Origin of the sequence: Arthrobacter sp. FW306-04-A, assembly GCF_044358315.1 — a bacterium.
Lineage (GTDB): Bacteria > Actinomycetota > Actinomycetes > Actinomycetales > Micrococcaceae > Arthrobacter.
The window spans coordinates 3,993,104-4,010,734 of record NZ_CP084559.1 but is presented as its reverse complement, the minus strand read 5'-3'; the positions used below and the strand labels follow the sequence as shown (position 1 = coordinate 4,010,734).

Annotated in this window: 16 protein-coding genes and 1 riboswitch; of the genes, 6 read left to right on the top strand and 10 right to left on the bottom strand. The window is 64.1% G+C overall.

Annotated features, from left to right (window positions below; all coding sequences use genetic code 11):
- Window positions 1–9: 9 nt before the first annotated feature.
- A riboswitch (SAM riboswitch) is annotated at window positions 10–122 on the bottom strand.
- Between the two features lie 146 nt (window positions 123–268).
- Window positions 269–628: a hypothetical protein gene (locus tag LFT43_RS18705; protein ID WP_395799400.1), complete on the bottom strand. Its 360-nt coding sequence runs from the start codon at window positions 626–628 to the stop codon at window positions 269–271.
- A gap of 266 nt (window positions 629–894) precedes the next feature.
- Between LFT43_RS18705 and LFT43_RS18700 the strand changes: the two genes are divergently transcribed.
- Both LFT43_RS18700 and LFT43_RS18695 read left to right on the top strand, forming a co-directional pair.
- Window positions 895–1,452: a hypothetical protein gene (locus tag LFT43_RS18700; RefSeq protein ID WP_395799398.1), complete on the top strand. Its 558-nt coding sequence runs from the start codon at window positions 895–897 to the stop codon at window positions 1,450–1,452.
- Between the two features lie 77 nt (window positions 1,453–1,529).
- A complete protein-coding gene (locus LFT43_RS18695; RefSeq protein ID WP_395799396.1) occupies window positions 1,530–2,027 on the top strand; it encodes a DinB family protein in 498 nt (165 codons plus the stop codon).
- A gap of 14 nt (window positions 2,028–2,041) precedes the next feature.
- Here LFT43_RS18695 and LFT43_RS18690 read toward each other — a convergent pair whose 3' ends face one another.
- Window positions 2,042–2,983 (bottom strand): aminodeoxychorismate lyase, encoded by a 942-nt coding sequence (locus tag LFT43_RS18690; protein WP_395799395.1) that lies wholly within the window; start codon window positions 2,981–2,983, stop codon window positions 2,042–2,044.
- 123 nt (window positions 2,984–3,106) lie between these two features.
- Here LFT43_RS18690 and cls point away from each other — a divergent pair, with 123 nt between their 5' ends.
- Entirely contained in the window at window positions 3,107–4,555 is a 1,449-nt protein-coding gene (gene cls / locus LFT43_RS18685; RefSeq protein ID WP_395799393.1) for a cardiolipin synthase, read from the top strand.
- 3 nt (window positions 4,556–4,558) lie between these two features.
- On the opposite strand, the gene LFT43_RS18680 is transcribed toward cls, so the two are convergent.
- On the bottom strand, window positions 4,559–5,008 hold the full coding sequence (locus LFT43_RS18680; RefSeq protein WP_395799391.1) for a MarR family winged helix-turn-helix transcriptional regulator: 450 nt from the start codon (window positions 5,006–5,008) through the stop codon (window positions 4,559–4,561).
- Window positions 5,009–5,120: 112 nt separating this feature from the next.
- Here LFT43_RS18680 and LFT43_RS18675 point away from each other — a divergent pair, with 112 nt between their 5' ends.
- From LFT43_RS18675 to LFT43_RS18665, 3 genes are all read left to right on the top strand, one after another.
- Window positions 5,121–6,218: an FAD-dependent oxidoreductase gene (locus LFT43_RS18675; RefSeq protein WP_395799389.1), complete on the top strand. Its 1,098-nt coding sequence runs from the start codon at window positions 5,121–5,123 to the stop codon at window positions 6,216–6,218.
- Between the two features lie 193 nt (window positions 6,219–6,411).
- Window positions 6,412–6,909, top strand: coding sequence for a hypothetical protein (locus LFT43_RS18670; protein WP_395799387.1), 498 nt, complete (start codon window positions 6,412–6,414; stop codon window positions 6,907–6,909).
- A gap of 37 nt (window positions 6,910–6,946) precedes the next feature.
- Window positions 6,947–8,527: an NCS1 family nucleobase:cation symporter-1 gene (locus LFT43_RS18665; protein WP_395799385.1), complete on the top strand. Its 1,581-nt coding sequence runs from the start codon at window positions 6,947–6,949 to the stop codon at window positions 8,525–8,527.
- A 1-nt stretch (window position 8,528) separates the two neighbouring features.
- Here the strand turns inward: LFT43_RS18665 and pabB are convergent, their stop codons facing one another.
- The 7 genes from pabB to LFT43_RS18630 form a co-directional block, all read right to left on the bottom strand.
- Window positions 8,529–10,556: an aminodeoxychorismate synthase component I gene (gene pabB / locus LFT43_RS18660; RefSeq protein ID WP_395799383.1), complete on the bottom strand. Its 2,028-nt coding sequence runs from the start codon at window positions 10,554–10,556 to the stop codon at window positions 8,529–8,531.
- Entirely contained in the window at window positions 10,553–11,143 is a 591-nt protein-coding gene (locus LFT43_RS18655) for a low molecular weight protein-tyrosine-phosphatase (RefSeq protein WP_395799381.1), read from the bottom strand. Before LFT43_RS18655 ends, pabB begins: the two co-directional genes overlap by 4 nt.
- Window positions 11,144–11,349: 206 nt before the next feature.
- Window positions 11,350–12,942 carry an ABC transporter permease gene (locus tag LFT43_RS18650; protein WP_395799379.1) on the bottom strand — a complete coding sequence of 531 codons (1,593 nt, stop codon included), beginning with the start codon at window positions 12,940–12,942 and terminating at the stop codon, window positions 11,350–11,352.
- The gene (locus LFT43_RS18645) at window positions 12,939–13,901 is read right to left on the bottom strand and encodes an ATP-binding cassette domain-containing protein (protein ID WP_395799377.1); all 963 of its coding nucleotides are present in this window, start codon (window positions 13,899–13,901) and stop codon (window positions 12,939–12,941) included. The genes LFT43_RS18650 and LFT43_RS18645 overlap by 4 nt, the downstream gene beginning before the upstream one ends.
- A gap of 194 nt (window positions 13,902–14,095) precedes the next feature.
- A complete protein-coding gene (locus LFT43_RS18640; RefSeq protein ID WP_395799375.1) occupies window positions 14,096–15,040 on the bottom strand; it encodes a ribokinase in 945 nt (314 codons plus the stop codon).
- Window positions 15,037–16,464 (bottom strand): MFS transporter, encoded by a 1,428-nt coding sequence (locus LFT43_RS18635; RefSeq protein WP_395799373.1) that lies wholly within the window; start codon window positions 16,462–16,464, stop codon window positions 15,037–15,039. The genes LFT43_RS18640 and LFT43_RS18635 overlap by 4 nt, the downstream gene beginning before the upstream one ends.
- The gene (locus tag LFT43_RS18630; RefSeq protein WP_395799371.1) at window positions 16,465–17,529 is read right to left on the bottom strand and encodes a nucleoside hydrolase; all 1,065 of its coding nucleotides are present in this window, start codon (window positions 17,527–17,529) and stop codon (window positions 16,465–16,467) included.
- Between the last annotated feature and the right edge of the window lie 102 nt (window positions 17,530–17,631).

Here is a 17,631-nt window from a genome sequence, read left to right as displayed (position 1 = left end):
GGTGCTCCTCAGTCACGCTTGCAGTTCGAAAGTGTCGATACGCCGAGTAGTCACCTGAGGCACCCCGCCGGAGAGAGGGTTGCCGACCAGCAAGTCAGGGCTTCGCGCTGGTGCTCATTACTCAAGAAGAAAAATAACATCCACGACGGCGGCCTGCACCACCGGCCGTCGTCATGTTCCGTAACCGGGGCGGTGGCCCAGCGGATCCGGGCCCGCAGGGTTCCGTGGTGGTGGCGATGGTCTCCGACGCCGGAACCAACTGGCTGGGCTAGGCCTCGGTTTCCCTCGGGAGCGGCTCCAGGCTTGCTTGGATCCGGCGTGGCAATTGTTTGGATTCTTGCACCAAAAACGACGGTGAATGATGGAACGTGGAGCCTTGATGCTTCCGGATTTCGAGCAACTCGTGGACGGATATCCCGGTGGCCGTGGCCAAGGCATGCAGCGAGAGGCTGTTGTGATGAGCCAAGGCAAAGACCACCCCTGACAAGGCCTCGAAACCTTCTGTCTCGTAGATTTCCTGTATCAAGTTGGACATGCCATTCGCATCGTCGATTGATCCCGCTGACGCGGCAGTCGCCATGGCGGTCAGCGACCATGCTGCGGAGTCGGGGCTGATGTAAATGCTCATGTCGATACCCTACGGACTCAAGCCCACTTCTGGAATGGGCGGAAACGTTTTCATCACCAACCCAACTGCGAGTCACTTGGGCACGAAGCCTGATGCGCCGGCCCCAGAACCGGCGCATCAGACGTTCTTATCCGGCTGGGTGCCGCTGGCCCTAGAGTTAGATCGCCCTTCCCCAGCCGGGTTCACGAAACTAGTTAACTACCGCGGCAATTGCGGCACAATAGACTTAGGCAAGCTAAATCACTCGGCCCGCTACACTCGGATTCATGTCGGGTCATGGGGGAACCAGAACTGTGGCGGTACTACTGACGGGGCTGCTGCTCGCCGCCGGGATGTCCGGCTGTGAATATACCGACGCCGATGATCCGCGGCCTGTTGCCCCGCCCACGCGAACTTCCCCTCCGCGGCTCGTGGTGCCCACCAAGGATCAGGCCACGGCCGCCCTCGAAGCCAACAACCTGGTTACGGCTAAACACCTGCTCGGGCAAGCATCCGGGGCAGTGATCCTGGAGGACTCCGGCACAGTGGGTGGCGCGGTCAGCGGCGTCAACAAGAGCGCCAGGGTGGAGACCGCCGGCTCGTACACCGTGATGGCGGCCTGCGTTGGTGCTCCGGAGGCCCAGATGGTTATCGGCCAGGATCCGCGGACCGGTCTCGCCCCGCAGGACCAGACGTTCGATTGCTCCGCCCCTTACACGGGTGTTATTCAGCTGCAGCCGGGGCCGGTCAACGTCCAGGTTCACGTGGCGCGGGCCAATTCGGGCGCCTCCGCCTCTGCCGGAGCTGGAGAAGTCGCCGCGGTGAGGATAACGGCCAACGGCTGAGCGGCGAGGCTGATCACTGGGTTGTCCCGAGGCTGCCTTCGATTGCCCCGGGGCGCCGGACTTGGGATACTCCACGCATGTCTTCTCTTCCCCTGACGTTTGCCGAGGACGTCATCAACCGGCCAATCAGGACCCAGTTCGAGGCATTCATTGACGAGCACCGCCGTGCGCTCAATGCGTGCTTGAACGGGTTGACCGAGGAACAGGCCCGCCGGTCATTGGTGCCGTCCCGGACCACGCTGCTGGGTCTCGTGAAGCACGCGACCTTCGTCGAGAAGGTCTGGTTCGACGAGGCCATCACCTGCCGTCCACGCGCCGAGATCGGTATCCCCGCGACGCCGGACGAGTCGTTTATCCTCGACGACGACGACACGATCGCCAGGGTCCAGCAAGCACACCTCAAGGCATGCGAGGCGTCGCGTCTTGCGACCTCGTCCTTGGAACTCGACAGCGTGCTGAACGGCAACCGCCGCGGCCCGCTGCCGTTGCGCTGGGTGTACCTTCACCTGCTGCGCGAGCTCGCTCAACATTGCGGGCACGCAGACATCCTCCGGGAGCAGATCCTCAGCCAGTAGCAGCAGCGAAAACCCTACTCGATTCCCGCGAACAGCTCATTGAGCTCGGCCGTCAGCTGTTTGCGCATTGCCGGGGTGCCGATCTCCCTGCCGTCCACATGATTGACGGGCGCGATGAGCCGGATGCTCGAGATCAGCCACACCGCGTCGGCATCGAACAGGTCCTCCGGGACCAGCGGGCCGTAGCCAAGCTCCCAGCCCGCGGCTTTCGCCTTGGTGAAAAGCGCGTCCTGGGACGTGCCCGGGAGGATCCCGCTGTCCAGTTGCGGAGTGATGAGGCGCTTGACCGTGCGCACCGAGCCAGCGCCGTCGTCGACTGTTTCGACGTGAGCCAGCAATACCGTGGAGGTCGGACCCTCCAGGACACGGCCGTCTGTTGAGGTGAAGATGGCGTCGTCCGCGCCTTGCTTGTGCGCGTAGCGCAGCGCGGCCATGTTCACGGCATAGGACAAAGTCTTGGCACCGAGCAGCAGCCAGGGGGCACGCTCACCCGCCTCTGTGTCGAAGCCGCGGTCAAGAAGTACGACGTCGATGCCCGTCTCGCGCTGCCGGCGACTGCCCGCGGGGGACGGCGAAGCCTGGATCCAGCATGTGGGAGTCGAAGCGCCTTCGACGCCGCGTGTCACCAGAAGCTTGACGACGACTTCGTCCTCGGCCGGGCTCGGCGCGGGGAACGCGTCGCGGAATTCGGTGATCGCAGTGTTGATCGCCTTGCGCCACACCTCCTGATCGGGAATGTTCAAGTCCAGCGCGCGGGCTGAGCTCTCAAGCCTGTTCAAGTGGGCCTGCACCTTCCGTGCCCGGCCCTCGAGGGCGAGCAGCGATTCGAAGACGCCGTCACCTCGGGTGGCGCCCAGGTCCGTGGCCATGAGCTGCGGCTGGCTGGAATCGGCGATGCGGCCGTTTTCGAACGCGGGATCCAGGAAAACGAGGACCGTCGAGGCAGGAAAAGTCATGCTTCCAGCTTAGTGCTGGCCCGCAGGACGTGAGGTCAGCGGCGGTGCGCCAGATAGGCTGTGCTGACTGCTAGTTCTTTTGACCGCGGGAGTTGTCGAGTGCTGTTTCCTTTTCAGTTCGGGATGGAGTGGACTTGGCTCCTTGGCGCATGGGTGATCGCTGAAATCATCCTGCGCATCGTGCTGCTTGGCGTCATTCCGGGAAACCGCCGTCCCACCACGGCCATGGCCTGGCTCCTGGCCGTCTTCCTCGTCCCTTCCGTCGGTTTCGTCCTCTTCCTGTTGTTCGGCAATTTCCGGCTGTCCCGCCGTCGTCGTGAGCAGCAAGAGGAGGTCAACGAAAGGGTGCGTGCCGGCACCTCGGCGATCGCCGCCGTCGTCAGCACATACTCCGGACCCGAATGGGTGACGTCGGCGGGTGAACTGAACCGGCGCCTCGGCTCGCTGCCGATGGTGGACGGCAACTCCGTGGAGCTGATCCCCGGCTACGAGGAATCGCTCAAGGCCATGGCTGAAGCCGTGCGGGGGGCCAAAAAGTTCGTCAATGCGGAGTTCTACATCATGAGCAGCGACTCCGTCACGGACGAACTCCTTACCGAGTTGGAAAACGCGGCCGCGCGCGGCGTCAACGTGCGGCTCCTGTTCGACCACATCGGAACGCTGCGGATACCGGGGTACCGACGTCTGGTCCGCAGGCTCAGGGGTGGCCAGATCCAGTGGCGCCGCATGCTGCCGTTGTTGCCGGTCCTCGGTCAGTGGCGCCGTCCCGATTTGCGGAACCACCGGAAAATCCTGGTCATCGACGGCGAAATTGCCTTCACCGGCTCCCAGAATCTGATCGAGCCCTCCTATAACAATCCCAAGCACCGACGCGCCGGCCGAAAATGGGTGGAGCTCATGGCCCGCATGGAGGGGCCGATCGTTGCCACCCTCAACGTCGTCTTCGCCACCGACTGGCTCAGCGAAACGGATGAATCCCTCGAAAACCAATTGCAGGTCTCGGTCCGGGCGACACCCGGCAGGATGACCGCCCAGGTGGTCCCTAGCGGCCCGGGATTTGTCACCGAAAACAACCTGCGCCTCTTCAACACGCTGATCTACTCGGCCCAGCACCGCGTCTCGATTTGCAGCCCTTACTTCGTGCCTGACGATTCGCTGCTGTATGCCATCACGACGGCGGCCCAGCGTGGCGTGGATGTGGAACTTTTTGTCTCCGAGAAGGGCGACCAGTTCCTGGTGCATCATGCGCAGCGGTCCTACTACGAAGCGCTCTTGGAAGCCGGAGTGCGGATCTACCTGTACCGGGCACCGTACGTGCTGCACGCCAAGCACTTCACGATCGACGACGAAGTTGCCGTCCTCGGTTCAAGCAACATGGACATGCGCTCCTTCTCCCTCAATATGGAGGTCTCCGTGATGCTCCTGGGTGCCGAGGCCGTGGACAGTATGCGCTCGGTGGAGTCTTCGTACCGGGAAATGTGCCGCGAACTGACCTTGGACGATTGGCTGGACCGGCCGATGCTCGCCAAGTACGTGGACAACGTGGCGCGATTGACGGCGACGCTGCAGTAAGGGTCAGTCCTCGGCGCAGGCTTCGTCTGCGGGTTCGGCATGGATCCGCGACAGCAGCCCATGGAGTTGGAAGAGTTCATTCGCGGAGAACCCGGCAAAAGCCTCGCGTTCGACGTCGGCCACGGCAACTTCGATCGAACCCACCGCGCGTTTGCCTTCCGCGGTGATGTCCACGATATGGCGACGGCGGTCCGCCGGATCGCGGCGGCGTTCCACCAGCCCTTCGCGTTCAAGATCGTTCAACACGGCCACGAGCGCGCTGGCGTCGATCGAGAGGACATCGATGAGGCCTTGCTGGCTCATGGGCCCGGACTCGGCAAGCCGGCACAGGAGGACCGCATGCCGCGGGCCAAGCCCGGAGAAGTCCAGCGCTTGGCGAAGACGAGTGTTCATGATGCGCCCGTGGCGCGCCAAGAGAAACCCCAGTTGTTTGCCTGCTGCTGAAGGACTCATCGGGAAAATCTTATCACTTAGGAAATTATTGATCATTTGAAATCGTTGTCATTCATGAACGATCTGAGCGGCACCAGCCGAGCAGCGTGAGCTTCTTAGCTAAGGAGTTGCCATGAATGACCAGGCCCAGCACCCCACTGTGGTGGTTATCGGCGGAGGCTACGGTGGCATCGCCGTAGCCAAGGCGCTCGATGAACATGCGACGGTTACCTTGGTGGAGCCCAAGGACGCCTTCGTCCACAACATCGCGGCGTTACGTTCCGTGGTCCAGCCCGACTTCCTGCCGCGCATGTTCCTGCCGTATGACCGGCTGCTGGTGCACGGCGAGGTGTTGCGCGATCGGGCGGTCAGGGTGGACGGCCGCACGGTCGAGTTGGCTTCGGGAGCCAGCTTGATGCCGGACTACATTGTTCTCGCCAGCGGTTCCAGCTACCCCTTCCCGGCCAAAAGTGATCGGGCGGTCACCACCGATGCCATCGCCCGCTATCAAGCCGCACATAATGACCTCAAACGGGCCAGTAGGGTGATGCTCCTCGGTGCCGGCGCAGTGGGCCTTGAATTTGCTGGCGAGATCGCCGCGGCGTGGCCGGACAAAGACATTATGCTGGTGGATCTAGCGCCGGACATCCTTCCCGGACCGTACGATCCGCGGCTGCGGGTGGAGGTCAACCGGCAGCTGGATGATCTCGGCGTGCGGCGAATCATGGGCAGCGCGTTGGTGCAGCTGCCCCCGGTTCCCGCCGGGGAGTTCGGCACTTTCACGGTCAACACCACGGACGGCACGGACATCGAGGCGGACATCTGGTTCCGCTGCTACGGGATCGCCCCACAAACGGACTATGCTGCGGGAGACATTCTTGCCGCACGGACAGCGGAGGGCTACCTCGAAGTCACCCCAGAACTGCGCGTGGTGGGCTTCGAGAACGTCTATGCGTTAGGCGATATCTCGGCGATCGACGTGAACAAAGCCGGCGTCGCCGGACGCGAGGCCGCGGTGGTTGCCAAAAACATCCAGGCCCAGATTGACGGCTCAGCCGAGCTGGCCGCTTATCCGCCGTCGCGGCCTGTCATCATCCTCCCGTTGGGGCCCGCGGGCGGTTCGGGACAACTTCCCGACGGCGAGATCGCAAGCCCGGAGCTGATCTCCAAGATCAAAGGCCAACACATGATGATTGACCGTTATGCGGAGATGCTGAACCTGACCGCCTGAGCTGACCGCCGCCGTCGGGAGTTAGCCGAGGACGGCGTTAGCGAGTTTGACCAGTCAGGACCTGAGTCCACAAGCAAGTTCATGGACGTCGGGCATGCTCAGGAGTACGCTGGCCAGTACCCGGCTCTGGGTGATCCGGGTTTGTAACTGCGTCGATGGGGATGTCAGTTCAATCACTTCCTGGGGGGATTTGATGACAACACTGGTCCAAACCGAGGACGAATCGCACCTTCAGACAGACGTGGACGCCGTTACCGTGGCTGTCGGTACTGATGGCCCGGCGCCGTCAGGTGCGGATAGTGCGAACGTCACGATGGAAGACGCCGGTGACGGTATCCTCCGGATCACATTGCGCCCGGAAAGCCGGATCACGGCAGAGGATGGAACCCTGGTCCGGGAGCGGTATATCGCCCTGACAGGCGGCACGGGCGGTGCGGTGTCGCTCCAGATTACAGGAGTTGAGTCCGTCAGCCGCGACGCCGTCCGGTTCTTCAGCGAAGCCGTCACCATCACGGCCTTCGCGATCCTGGGCAGCACCCCCGTGGACCGCGTCGTAGCCCACGGCCGGCGCGGGCTGCCTACACCGCAATGCCCGACCCAGTACTTCTCCGACGAACAAGTTGCCCTGGCATGGCTTCGCGCGGCCACCGCCGGGGGCTTTCCTTCCAGCCGCGTTGGGGCGATTCTGTAATTCCAAGCATGTTTTAGAAGCGTTCTTCGGAGGCACCATGGCGCGGAAAAACGAGACCCCGGCTGTGCAGGCACCGCCCGAGCCCGGCGACGAATACCCAGAGAAAGTTCGAATCCTGGCCGAGGGCCGATTGGTCAGCGACCGGCTGTGGAACGCGGACCTCGCGCCGGCCCGGCAACGCAACTGGAGGGTCCGCAGCCTCTTCGCCCTGTGGATGTGCGACGTCCACAGTATCGCCGGTTACACCTTCGCCGCCGGCCTCTTCATCACCGGATTGGTAGGCTGGCAAGTCTTCCTGGCACTCGTCCTTGGCATCACGCTGGTCTACTTCCTCATGAACTTCGCGGGGACCGCGGGGCAGAAGACCGGCGTCCCGTATCCGGTCCTGGCACGGATGTCCTTCGGCCTGTTTGGCGCCAACCTGGCGGCCCTGATCCGGGCGCTCATTGCCATTGCCTGGTATGGCATCCAGACGTGGCTCGCCTCGGAAGCAGTGCTGGTGCTGTTGTTCTCGGTGTGGCCCCAACTGACCTCGCTCGACGGCCCCGACGTGCCGCGCATCCTTGGCCTGACGCCGCTCGGATGGGCTGCTTTCCTGGTCCTCTGGGCGGTCCAGCTGCTTGTCATCCGCCGGGGCATGGAGACGGTCCGGAAATTCCAGGATTGGGCCGGTCCAGCCATTTGGGTGGCCATGTTCGCGCTCGCCGTCTACATCCTGACGCAAGCGGGCGACAAGTTCAGCCTGTCGATTCCAGGCGTCGCGCCCCTGGACGGCCCCGCGGCGTTGTCACAGTTCTTCTCTGCCATCGCCCTGACGGTCACCTACTTCTCGGCACTGCTCCTGAACTTCTGCGATTTCTCCCGGTTCTCCCCGGATCGCAGGACCATCCTGCGCGGAAACTTCTGGGGCCTGCCCGTGAACTTCATCGCCTTCGCCCTGGTCACGGTTGTGGTCACCGCCGGGGCGGCGTCCTACTTCACCGCAGACCAGTACCGCGGCCAGGACATGTTCAAGGTCATCACCGATCCCGTCGCGATCGTTCAGGCCATCAAGAATCCGTGGATCACCATCATCGCCGCCGTCACATTTGTGGTGGCTACAATCGGCATCAACGTAGTGGCAAACTTCGTCTCTGCCTCCTACGACCTCGCCAACGTGGCCCCGCACCGGATCGACTTCCGCCGCGGCGGCCTCATCAGTGCGGTCCTGGCAATCGTGATCCTGCCGTGGAACCTCTTCAGCAGCCCGGTGGTGATCGTGTACTTCCTGGGCGGGCTGGGCGCGTTGCTTGGCCCGCTGTTCGGGGTCATCTTCACGGACTTCTTCCGTATCCGGCACCAGCGCTGCAAGGTGTCGGACCTGTACCACGAGGACGAGAAAGGCCTTTACTTCTACACCAAGGGCTGGAACCTCAAGGCCATTGCCGCGCTGGTTCCGGCCGCCGTCGTCGCCGGCGTCATGGCGCTGGTCCCGGCACTGCAGACCTTCCTCCCGGGAGGCTCGGGCCTGGGGCCGTATTCATGGTTCGTGGGGGCCATCCTCGCCAGCCTCATCTACTACACGATTACCCGCAACGACCCCAGAACGGTCCGCGCCCGCACGGAAGAGCACGACTGACTCAGCCCTCGGGGAACTCCGCGCCCAGCGCCGAGAGCACGCCGAATGCCTTGGTCCGGATTTCTTCGTATTCGTCCAGGGGCGTGGAGTCCGCCGTGATGGCTCCACCGACGCCGAGACTGAGCATGCGTCCGGCGTCGCCGTCCGGACCCATCACCAAAGTCCGGATCACGACGGCGAGGTCCGTCGCCGCGTTGAGCGAGAAGTAGCCGATGGCGCCGGAGTAGATCCCGCGAGGGCCGGACTCCAGCTGGTCCAGGATGTCCATGGTGCTGACCTTCGGGGCGCCCGTCATGGACCCAGCGGGGAATGCGGCGGCCACGGCCTCGGCGCGGGGGGCTCCCGGCCGCAACTGAGCGTCGATGGTGCTCACCATCTGGTGCACCGTGGCGTAGCTTTCCACCGCGCACAGCCGGCTGACAGTCACCGATCCGGGTACGGCAAAATGACTCAAATCGTTGCGGAGCAGGTCCACGATCATGATGTTCTCGGCACGGTCCTTGAGGGAAGATTCGAGGCCACGCCGGAGCGCGTCGTCGATGACGGGATCGTTCGCCCGGGCCCTGGTGCCCTTGATCGGCTCGGCCCGCATGCCGCCGTCGGAGGTTATCCGCAGGAAGCGCTCCGGCGACGTGCTGGCTACCGTCAGCTCGCCGAACCGCAAGTAGCTCGCGAAAGGCGCGGGGTTGCGGTTACGCAGCGCTAGGTAAGTCTCCCACGGGTCCAGTCCCGGATCCTTGGCGCTCACGGTGGTGGTCAGGCAGACCTCGTACGTGTTGCCCTCGGCGATCTGGTGCTGGGCGTCGGTGATTTTGCCTTTGTAGTCGTCCTCGGTATCGCGGCTGGAAAAGCTCGGAACCGGCGGTGTTCCCGGCGCGGGCAGCGGCTTCCCCGAGGAGCGCCCGACGGCGTGACGCACCCGGGCGAGCCACTCGCCGTCGTCGGGGTCAAGGGTGAGGGCCCAGACGTGGCCGCTCTGGTGGTCGAGGACCACCGCGCGGCCGGCGAAGATCAGTTGGGCGTCCGGGGTGTGCGAGCGCACGTTCGACCCGCCGGTCTCGCGCTTCAGCTCGTACCCCAGGTAGCCGAGCCAGCCGAGGGTGAAGCCGCATTCGTAGCCATCGGGGCCCTTGAGCGTTCGGCGACCCCATACCGAGTCGAGCCAACGGAAGAACAGCCCCTCGGCGGCCACGGACGCCTGGCCGGCCGTAATCGTGGTGACTCCACCGGCGTGCCTAGCCCATTGTCCGTAGGTTCCCGAATCGTCGGCCATGATGCTGAAGCGGCGGCGATCCGCGCCCGGAGCGGTGCTGTTGCCGGAAGCATTGGAGGAATCCAGCCAAACTGCCCGTGGCGAATCGCCATAGAGCCCGGAAAACAAGGCCGCCGGATCCGGGAGCACACCCTCATGGCGCTCATAGTTCAAACTCAAACCGCGGCGCGCCGAGAGCTCGGGAGCCAGCACGGGGGAGAGCGAGGGGAGGTAGTTCAGCGCTTGCAGCACGTCCTCCGGGGCATTGCCGTCCGCCCGGTTCCGGACCCTGACGTCAAGGTGTTCGAGGACGTCGTCGGTCTCCAGCCACTCGTCTTCCTGGGATGCCCAGCTGTCCCAGAACTGTTCGTAGCTGCTGCCGTCCCGGGCCAATGCACGGTGTTTGCGTTCGTCGTCGGGAGCGTCTACCCAAACCACGGCGTCCAGCATGGGCCGGGCGGCGCTGGCGGCCGCCCCGACGCCCTCGACAATGACGATCTCGGCAGGCAGGGTCACGTGGCTGCGGCCGTCGTAGTGTTTCTCCCAGTCCCAGCTGACCCATTCGGCCGCATCGCCGTTGTGCAGTGGTGCCAGGACGGTGGTGACGTACCGCTCGATGCCCGCGGCGAGGCCGTTCCAGCCCGGATAAATGTCCTCAAGATGGAACAGCGACACCTTGTGATGCATGCGGAGACGGGCGGCCAGTTCGACGGCGAGGATGGTCTTTCCGGCGCCGGAGCGGCCATCGACGGCGATGATCACGGGTGCTGGGGTCATGAAATAGAGCGTACCTGCTGTGGGTCGAGGTGCTGTGCCGGATGCCCTGCGCCCTGATGCCCTGCGCCCTGATGCCCAGCGGCGAGGGCGGCCCGCGTGTGGGCGACGATCCCGGGGACGGCCGCGCGGATGAGGTTCCACGTGACGTCAAAATCGTGGTGGCCGCCATACCAAGGATCCTCGATGCCCAGATCCAGGGTGCTCCGGCCAGCAACCGCGGGGTCGAAGCTGCGCAGCATCCGGATTTTGGCGAGGGTTTGTGAGTCCGGGGCGGCCTCGTGCAGCCAGCCGTAGTGGTCCACATCGAGAGCCAGGATCAAGTCGCGTTCCCGGAACCATTCCTGCCGCCAACTCCTGGCCACGTGCTTCTCAGAGCGGATGCGGTGCGCCGAAAGGACACGGGCGGCGCGCGGATCGATGGGGTGCCCGGCCTCGTATGACGTGGTCCCCGCGGAGTCCACGACAACCGCCCCACCCAGCCCTCCGGCGTCGAACGCTTCGGTCAACATCAGCTCGGCCATGGGCGAGCGGCAGATGTTTCCCGTGCAGACGGTGATGATGCGGTATGGGCTCGACGCTGAGTACATGCAGCAAGCATGGGGGATGCCACCCCGTCTTGGCTAGTCAAAAAGTGGGGAGATTACAGAATTTGTAAAGTCGCTGGTTGGGGCGTAAAAGCGGGTGCTCAGTGGCCTCAATTTCTTACCTCTTTTGACTGTCATCGACGCCGCTGATGGCGGTTTCAGGCGGGTTTGGAACCCGAAAACCGGTAAGAAGTTGAGGCGGCCGGCCCCTAAGTGCACACCAGATCCCGACGACGGTAGCCCGCCAGCCCGGCGACGACAAGGATGGCGGCGATCGCCAGGGTCCACCAGGCTGAAGTCCAGTCCGTTCCGGCCGAGAAAACGTCGGGAACCACATGGAAAGGACTCGTATCCAGCAGCCACTCCGGGGCCTTCAATATCGGCCCCAAGAACGTGAGCAGCAGCCAGTAAACCAGGAGCAGCCAGGCCAGCGAGCGCAGTTGCGGGGCAAGCCCGATGAGGGCAAGGGCCACCCCCACCGCGAGCCATATCGCGGGAAGCTCGGCAGCGCCCTGCAGGACCACCTTGCCTACGTCGAGTGGAGAACCGGAGACGTTGGACGCGGTGGCCAAAGCAAGGGAGCAAATGCCCATCCCCACCGCCGGAGCAAGAGTGGAAAGCGCCGCCGTAGGTATGACGTGGCGCAACCGTGACAGCGGTGCGGACAATATCCACTCCGCCCTGCGCTCCTCTTCTTCCGCGTAGAAACGCAGGGCGAGCTGGATGCCCATCACCGCGCCGATGATCCCCAGGATGAGCACCAGGACCTCAACGAACGCGTACGTCAGTTGTTCTTCCGTGGCGACCCGGAAGGCGATCAATTGCCTGACGAAGGGGTTGCCGGCAAAGGCGCTGCTCAGGGTCCCCGTCACCAGGCCGAACACCGTGCCCAGAATCAGCAGGTTCACCCCCCACGTCCACAGCGGCAGGCGGTTCAGCCGCGAGGTCAGGCCCCAGATTCCCGCCCGTCCCCGAGCCGGACCGGGCGTGGTGGGGATCAGTCCGAGACCAAAATCCCGCCGCGAAGACAACCAAGCGGCAAGCATCACCAGCATTCCGCCGGCGCCTACCAAGAGCAACAACGGCCCGGCGTTGTTTTCCGACGCCGGACGGATGTGCTCTGCCCAGCCCAGCGGACTGGCCCAGAGCATCCAGTTGGAGTCTTGGAGGGTGTCACCTAGTCCCCGCACAAGGTAGCTGATGCCGAGCACCGTACCCGCAAGGGTGTTGGCTGTCCGCGCTACAGAGCCTAATTGCGCGGTCACGGCTCCGACGCCAGTGAAGGCCACTCCGGTGCCCCCCATGACGCCCCCCAGCGCATAGGCCGACATGGCCGGCGCGCCAGCCATCGTCAACACTGCCCCCACCAACAAGGCCAGCGCGGCAGAGGCCAACCACGCGAACAGGACGGCGGACATCAGCCTCGCGAGCCTGCCCACGACTCCCGAGTCCAAAAGCTCGGCTTGTCCTGAGTCTTCGCTTGCCCGGGTATGCCGGGTTACTGCGAGAATCGCCATGAGCGCGGCGAAGAACATGCCGAACATCTGGATCCGCCACGTCGTGAAGCCGATTGCGTTGCTGAGATCCGTTGCGGGGCCCAGGAGCAAAGAGAAGGCCGGGTTGGTGGAAAGGCTCGATTGGAGGACCAAGGCGTCCAACGGCGTGGGGAAGAGAGATCCGTACACCGCGTAGACAACTACCGGAATGATCCCGAAGGCCAGCAACCAAGGCAGCAACTTCCAACGGTCCAAGCGGATCGCGTGGCGCAGCAGGGGCAGGGTCCCCGTGAACGCGTGGTTCATGGGGCCTGCCTGCGGCCGCGCCTGGCGAAGAACGAAGGGTTCAGCCGTCGGTCGTCCTCGTTCCGGGAAGGTTCATGTTGCTCGCCGTAGTGCTGGAGGAACAGGTCCTCAAGGCTCGGCGGTGTGACAGTCAGCGCGGACATCCCGTGGCGGGCAAGCACGCTCATCGCGTCACCAAGGGTTTGTGCGTCCACGCTGAAATGCACGCGGTTCCCCTCGATCCGCATATCCGCGATTCCAGGCAACGCGGTCAACGCCCCGGGGCCATCATCGAGCGTCGCCGAGACGTTGGTGCGGGTCCGGCTGCGCATCTCTTCAAGGCTGTTCGTCTCCACGACCTTGCCTTTGCGGATGATACTGATGCGGTCGGCCAGGGCTTCCACCTCGGCGAGGATATGGCTGGAGAGCAGCACGGTGCGCCCCAAGGTCCGTTCCCGGAGGATTTCCTCCCGGAAGGTAGCTTCCATGAGTGGATCCAAGCCGGCAGTCGGCTCGTCCAGGATCAACAGCTCGGCGTTGGAAGACAAAGCAGCCACGATGGCCACTTTTTGCCGGTTGCCTTTCGAATACGTGTGCCCGCGCTTGGAAGGATCCAACTCAAGGGCTTCCAGGAGATCCTCGCGGCGCTTTTCGTCCAAACCGCCCCGCAGTCTGCCGAGAAGATCGATGGCCTCGCCTCCGGTCAGGCTCGGCCAGATGCTGACATCCCCGGGGACATAGGCAATGCGCTTGTGCAATGGGACCACGTCTCGCCACGGGTCAGCGCCAAGAACCTTGACAGTGCCTGAGTCGGACCTGAGGAGTCCAAGGAGAATACGGAGCGTTGTCGATTTGCCTGCGCCGTTCGGCCCCAGAAAGCCGTGGACTTCGCCTTCGCGGACCCCGAGATCCAGTCCGTCCAGGGCCCTGAACCGCCCGAACGATTTCACGAGCCCCGAAATGCTGACCGCGGCAGTCATGGAGTGAGCTTACTCCTGCGTTGAGAGCGCGGACAGGTGCAGCGGAGGTCGTCAGCTGCATCTGTCCGCGCATTCCTTCGGACGGCCCGCCGACGCCTCAACTTCCTACCGATTTTGACCGCCGTTGACGCCACCGATGGGATTTTCCGGGGGTTCGGAACCGGAAAACTGGTAGGAAGTTGAGGTGGGCTGAGTCAGGAAATCCGCAAGTGCCCCAGGACTTCCTCGGCCCCGGGGTAGGCGGCCTGGGTGCCCTTCTTGGTGGTGGCAAGCGCCGCGGCAACCGATGCGAACGCTGCGGCTTCCGCCAGGGTCTCACCTGCGGCGAGGCGGGCAGCCACGGCACCGGTGAAGGCGTCCCCTGCGCCGGTCGTATCGACCGCATTGACCTTTGTGGGCGCGATCCGGGAGATCTGTTCTCCAGGCGCTGCGATTGAATCCAGGACCACCGAGCCGTGGGAGCCGAGGGTAACCAGAACCCGCTGCAATCCCCGCTCGGCGAATTGGCTTCGGACCGACTCCCAGGCGCTTGCGTGCGCGCCTGGATGGGGCATCTCGGCGTCGCCCAGGAACATCGAGGCTTCATGGGCGTTGACCAGCAGCACATCGCTCAAAGCGGCCAGGCTTTGCGGGATCTCGGCGTACGGCGAGAGATTCAACAGAACTGCTGCCCCGGCGTCGTGCGCTGTTTTGGCGGCAGCCTCCACAGTCTCAAGGCTGACCTCCAGGCAGAGGCAGAGCACCGCGGCGTCGTCGAAGGCGTCGGCGGACACATCCGCAGGGGCAAGCGTTCCGTTGGCGCCGGCCGAAATGATGATGTTGTTCTCGCCGTTCGCGTCCACCGCGATCACCGCGACGCCAGTGGCCACATCCGCGGAACGGCGGACGCGCGACACGTCCACGCCTGCGCCTTCCGTGGAGGCGAGGAGCATGGCGCCGTTGGAGTCATTGCCGACGGCGCCGATCAGGCTCACCGTGCCGCCCAGCCTGCTCGCCGCGACGGCCTGATTGGCGCTCTTGCCGCCGGGATTGACCGCGAAACCGTTGCCATGGACGGTTTCACCCGGGAGCGGTAGCCGCTCGCAATAGATGGTCAGGTCAGCGTTCAAGGACCCGACGACGACGATCCTCGGGGTCACTTTTCCACCTCGGCTTCGAGGGGCTTGGGAATGAGTAGCGATGCCGCGAAGGCGGCAACCGTGATGGCCAGGCCGACGACGACGACCGTCAAGTAAGAGGCCTTGGCATCGCCGAGGGCCGCCGTTGCCACCAGCACGGCCGGCAGGACCAGGAAGCTCAGGCCCGCGCCGAGGTTGAAGGCGCCGGCGTTCATGCCGGGCAGGAAGCCGGGGTTACCGGCCGGGGAGAGGACAACTCCGAGTCCGTTGAGCATGATGTTGACCGTACCGGCGTACATGATGCCGAGCAAGGCCGTTCCCACGATCATGAGGGGCAGGCTGCCGAGGCCAAAGAACGCGATGATGGCCAGGGCAGCGATACTGCCAAGCATGCCGATGCGCAGGACTTTGGTGTAGCCGAGCACTGGGGCGAGTCGGCCACTGATAGGTCCGAATACCCAGCCGAGGAGGGCGTACGGAGTGAGGATCATGAGCGACATCTCGGTGGGGCCGACGCCGAAGCCGGGTGCAGCTGCCTGGACATAAGCGGGGACGATGCCGTTGATGACTGCGAAGATGCCGGTCATGGCGAGGGTGGTGGTGAGCAGTGGTGCCCAGGTGGAACGCTGGCGAAGGTGGACGGTTTCCACCATCGGCTCCTTGGAGCGCTTCTCCACCGTCCAGAAGGCGGCGAACGCGCCAACAGCAACGACGATCAGCCCGATGGCCATCACTAGCGTCCCGGAGGAGAAAGTACCGACTAGCTTGGAGCCCTCATTGAGGGCCGTCAGGAGTGCGCCCACCGCGATGACAATGAAGAACACGCCGAGCCAGTCCATGCCCGTACCAGCGGCAGGCTTGCTCTCGCCGGCAAGGATGGCGATCAAGGCCGTGGCCACGATTGCGAGGCCGACCATGAGCCAGAAGATGCTGCGGAATCCGAAGTGCTCGGCGAAGTAGCCGCCCACGAAGGAGTCGACGCCGGCAACGCCGCCGTTGACTGCCGTGATGAGGCCCATAAGGGCTCCATACTTGCGCGGGTTGTTGACCGCGGAGCGCAGCATGATGAGGCACAGCGGCACGGTGGGGCCACTGACTCCCTGGATGATGCGGCCCACGAAGAGCCACGTAACGTCGGGGGCCATGGCTGCGATGACCGAGCCAACGGCCATCATCAGCATCATGCCGAGGAGGATCTTCTTGCGCCCCACAATGTCGCTCAGGCGCGGCAGGAAGAGCGAGAACAGGGCTGCGGCGGTGAAGAACCAGGTCTGGGAGAGGCCGATGACTGCCTGGTCCGTGTGGAGCTCGTTGCCCATGGTTACCAGGGCGGGGCTGAGCATGGAAGCGTTGAGCTGGAAGGCTACGCACGCGGCCAGCAGGGCGACCACAAGGGCAGTGACGTTACCGCGGGTGGTCTTGGTTTCGTTGATCAGGGTGGTCATTTACTTGGCCTCTCCGCTTGCTGCAGCGGCTACTTCGACGGCGACGGCGGTGGTGGCGCCGCCGATGGTGGCGGGAGCGCCGGCGTGGGGCTCTCCGATGCTCGGCTCTCCGATCCGGACGATCGCGTCCGTAACGAGGTTCCAGAACTTCTCATGGTCGAGGTCGACCGCAACGGAGGTATTGCAATCAGCCGGTGCGGGGGCACGGAAATCCGCCACGGTCATGCCAAGGGTGAGCTTGCCCTGCAGTTCGATGTCCACGGGGACCTTGCGGGTGGTCATCACGGTGGGATCGATGACGTAGGCTACCGCGCACGGATCGTGGACCGGTGGATAGTCGAAACCTTGGGCGTCTTTGTAGGTCTTGGTGAAGAACTCCATCAGTTCCATGACGAACTTGGCCGGCCTGGTACCCACGGCGGCGATCTTCTCGACAACCTCCGGGGTGGCCAGGGCCTGGTGTGTGAGGTCCAGGCCGACCATGACCACGGGCCATTTTTCGTTGAACACGATGTGTGCGGCCTCGGGGTCGATGATGATGTTGAATTCTGCCACTGCGCTCCAGTTGCCCACGTGGCAGCCGCCGCCCATGAGGACAACTTCCTTGACGCGTTCTACGATGCGCGGCTCCTTGCGGGCGGCCATGGCGATGTTGGTGAGTCCCGCGGTGGGAACCAGGGTTACGGTGCCCGGCTCGTGCGCCATGATCGTCTCGATGATGAGGTCGACGGCGTGGCGGGAGTCCAGTTCGATGGTGGATTGTGGCTGCTCTGGGCCGTCCATGCCGGTTTCGCCGTGGATGTCCGGTGCGGTTTCGATGGAGCGAACCAGCGGGCGGTCACAGCCGGCGGCAAAGGGAACACCAGTGATGCCGGCGATGGTGCCTACCGAAAGGGCGTTGCGGGTGACCTTTTCGAGGGTCTGGTTGCCAACCACCGTGGTGACGGCGAGCAGTTCGATGTCCGGGTTGCCGTGGGCCAGCAGTAGGGCCACGGCGTCGTCATGCCCGGGGTCGCAGTCCAGGATGATCTTTTTGCGTTCATGGGTCATGGTGTTGGGGTCCATGTTCATCTCCACGTCATTGGGGCCTGCATAAGGCAGGGCGCTAAAGCATTCAGGGGAATTCTGGCATTGTTCCAGTGTCGCGTCAAGCGCTTAACGCAAATC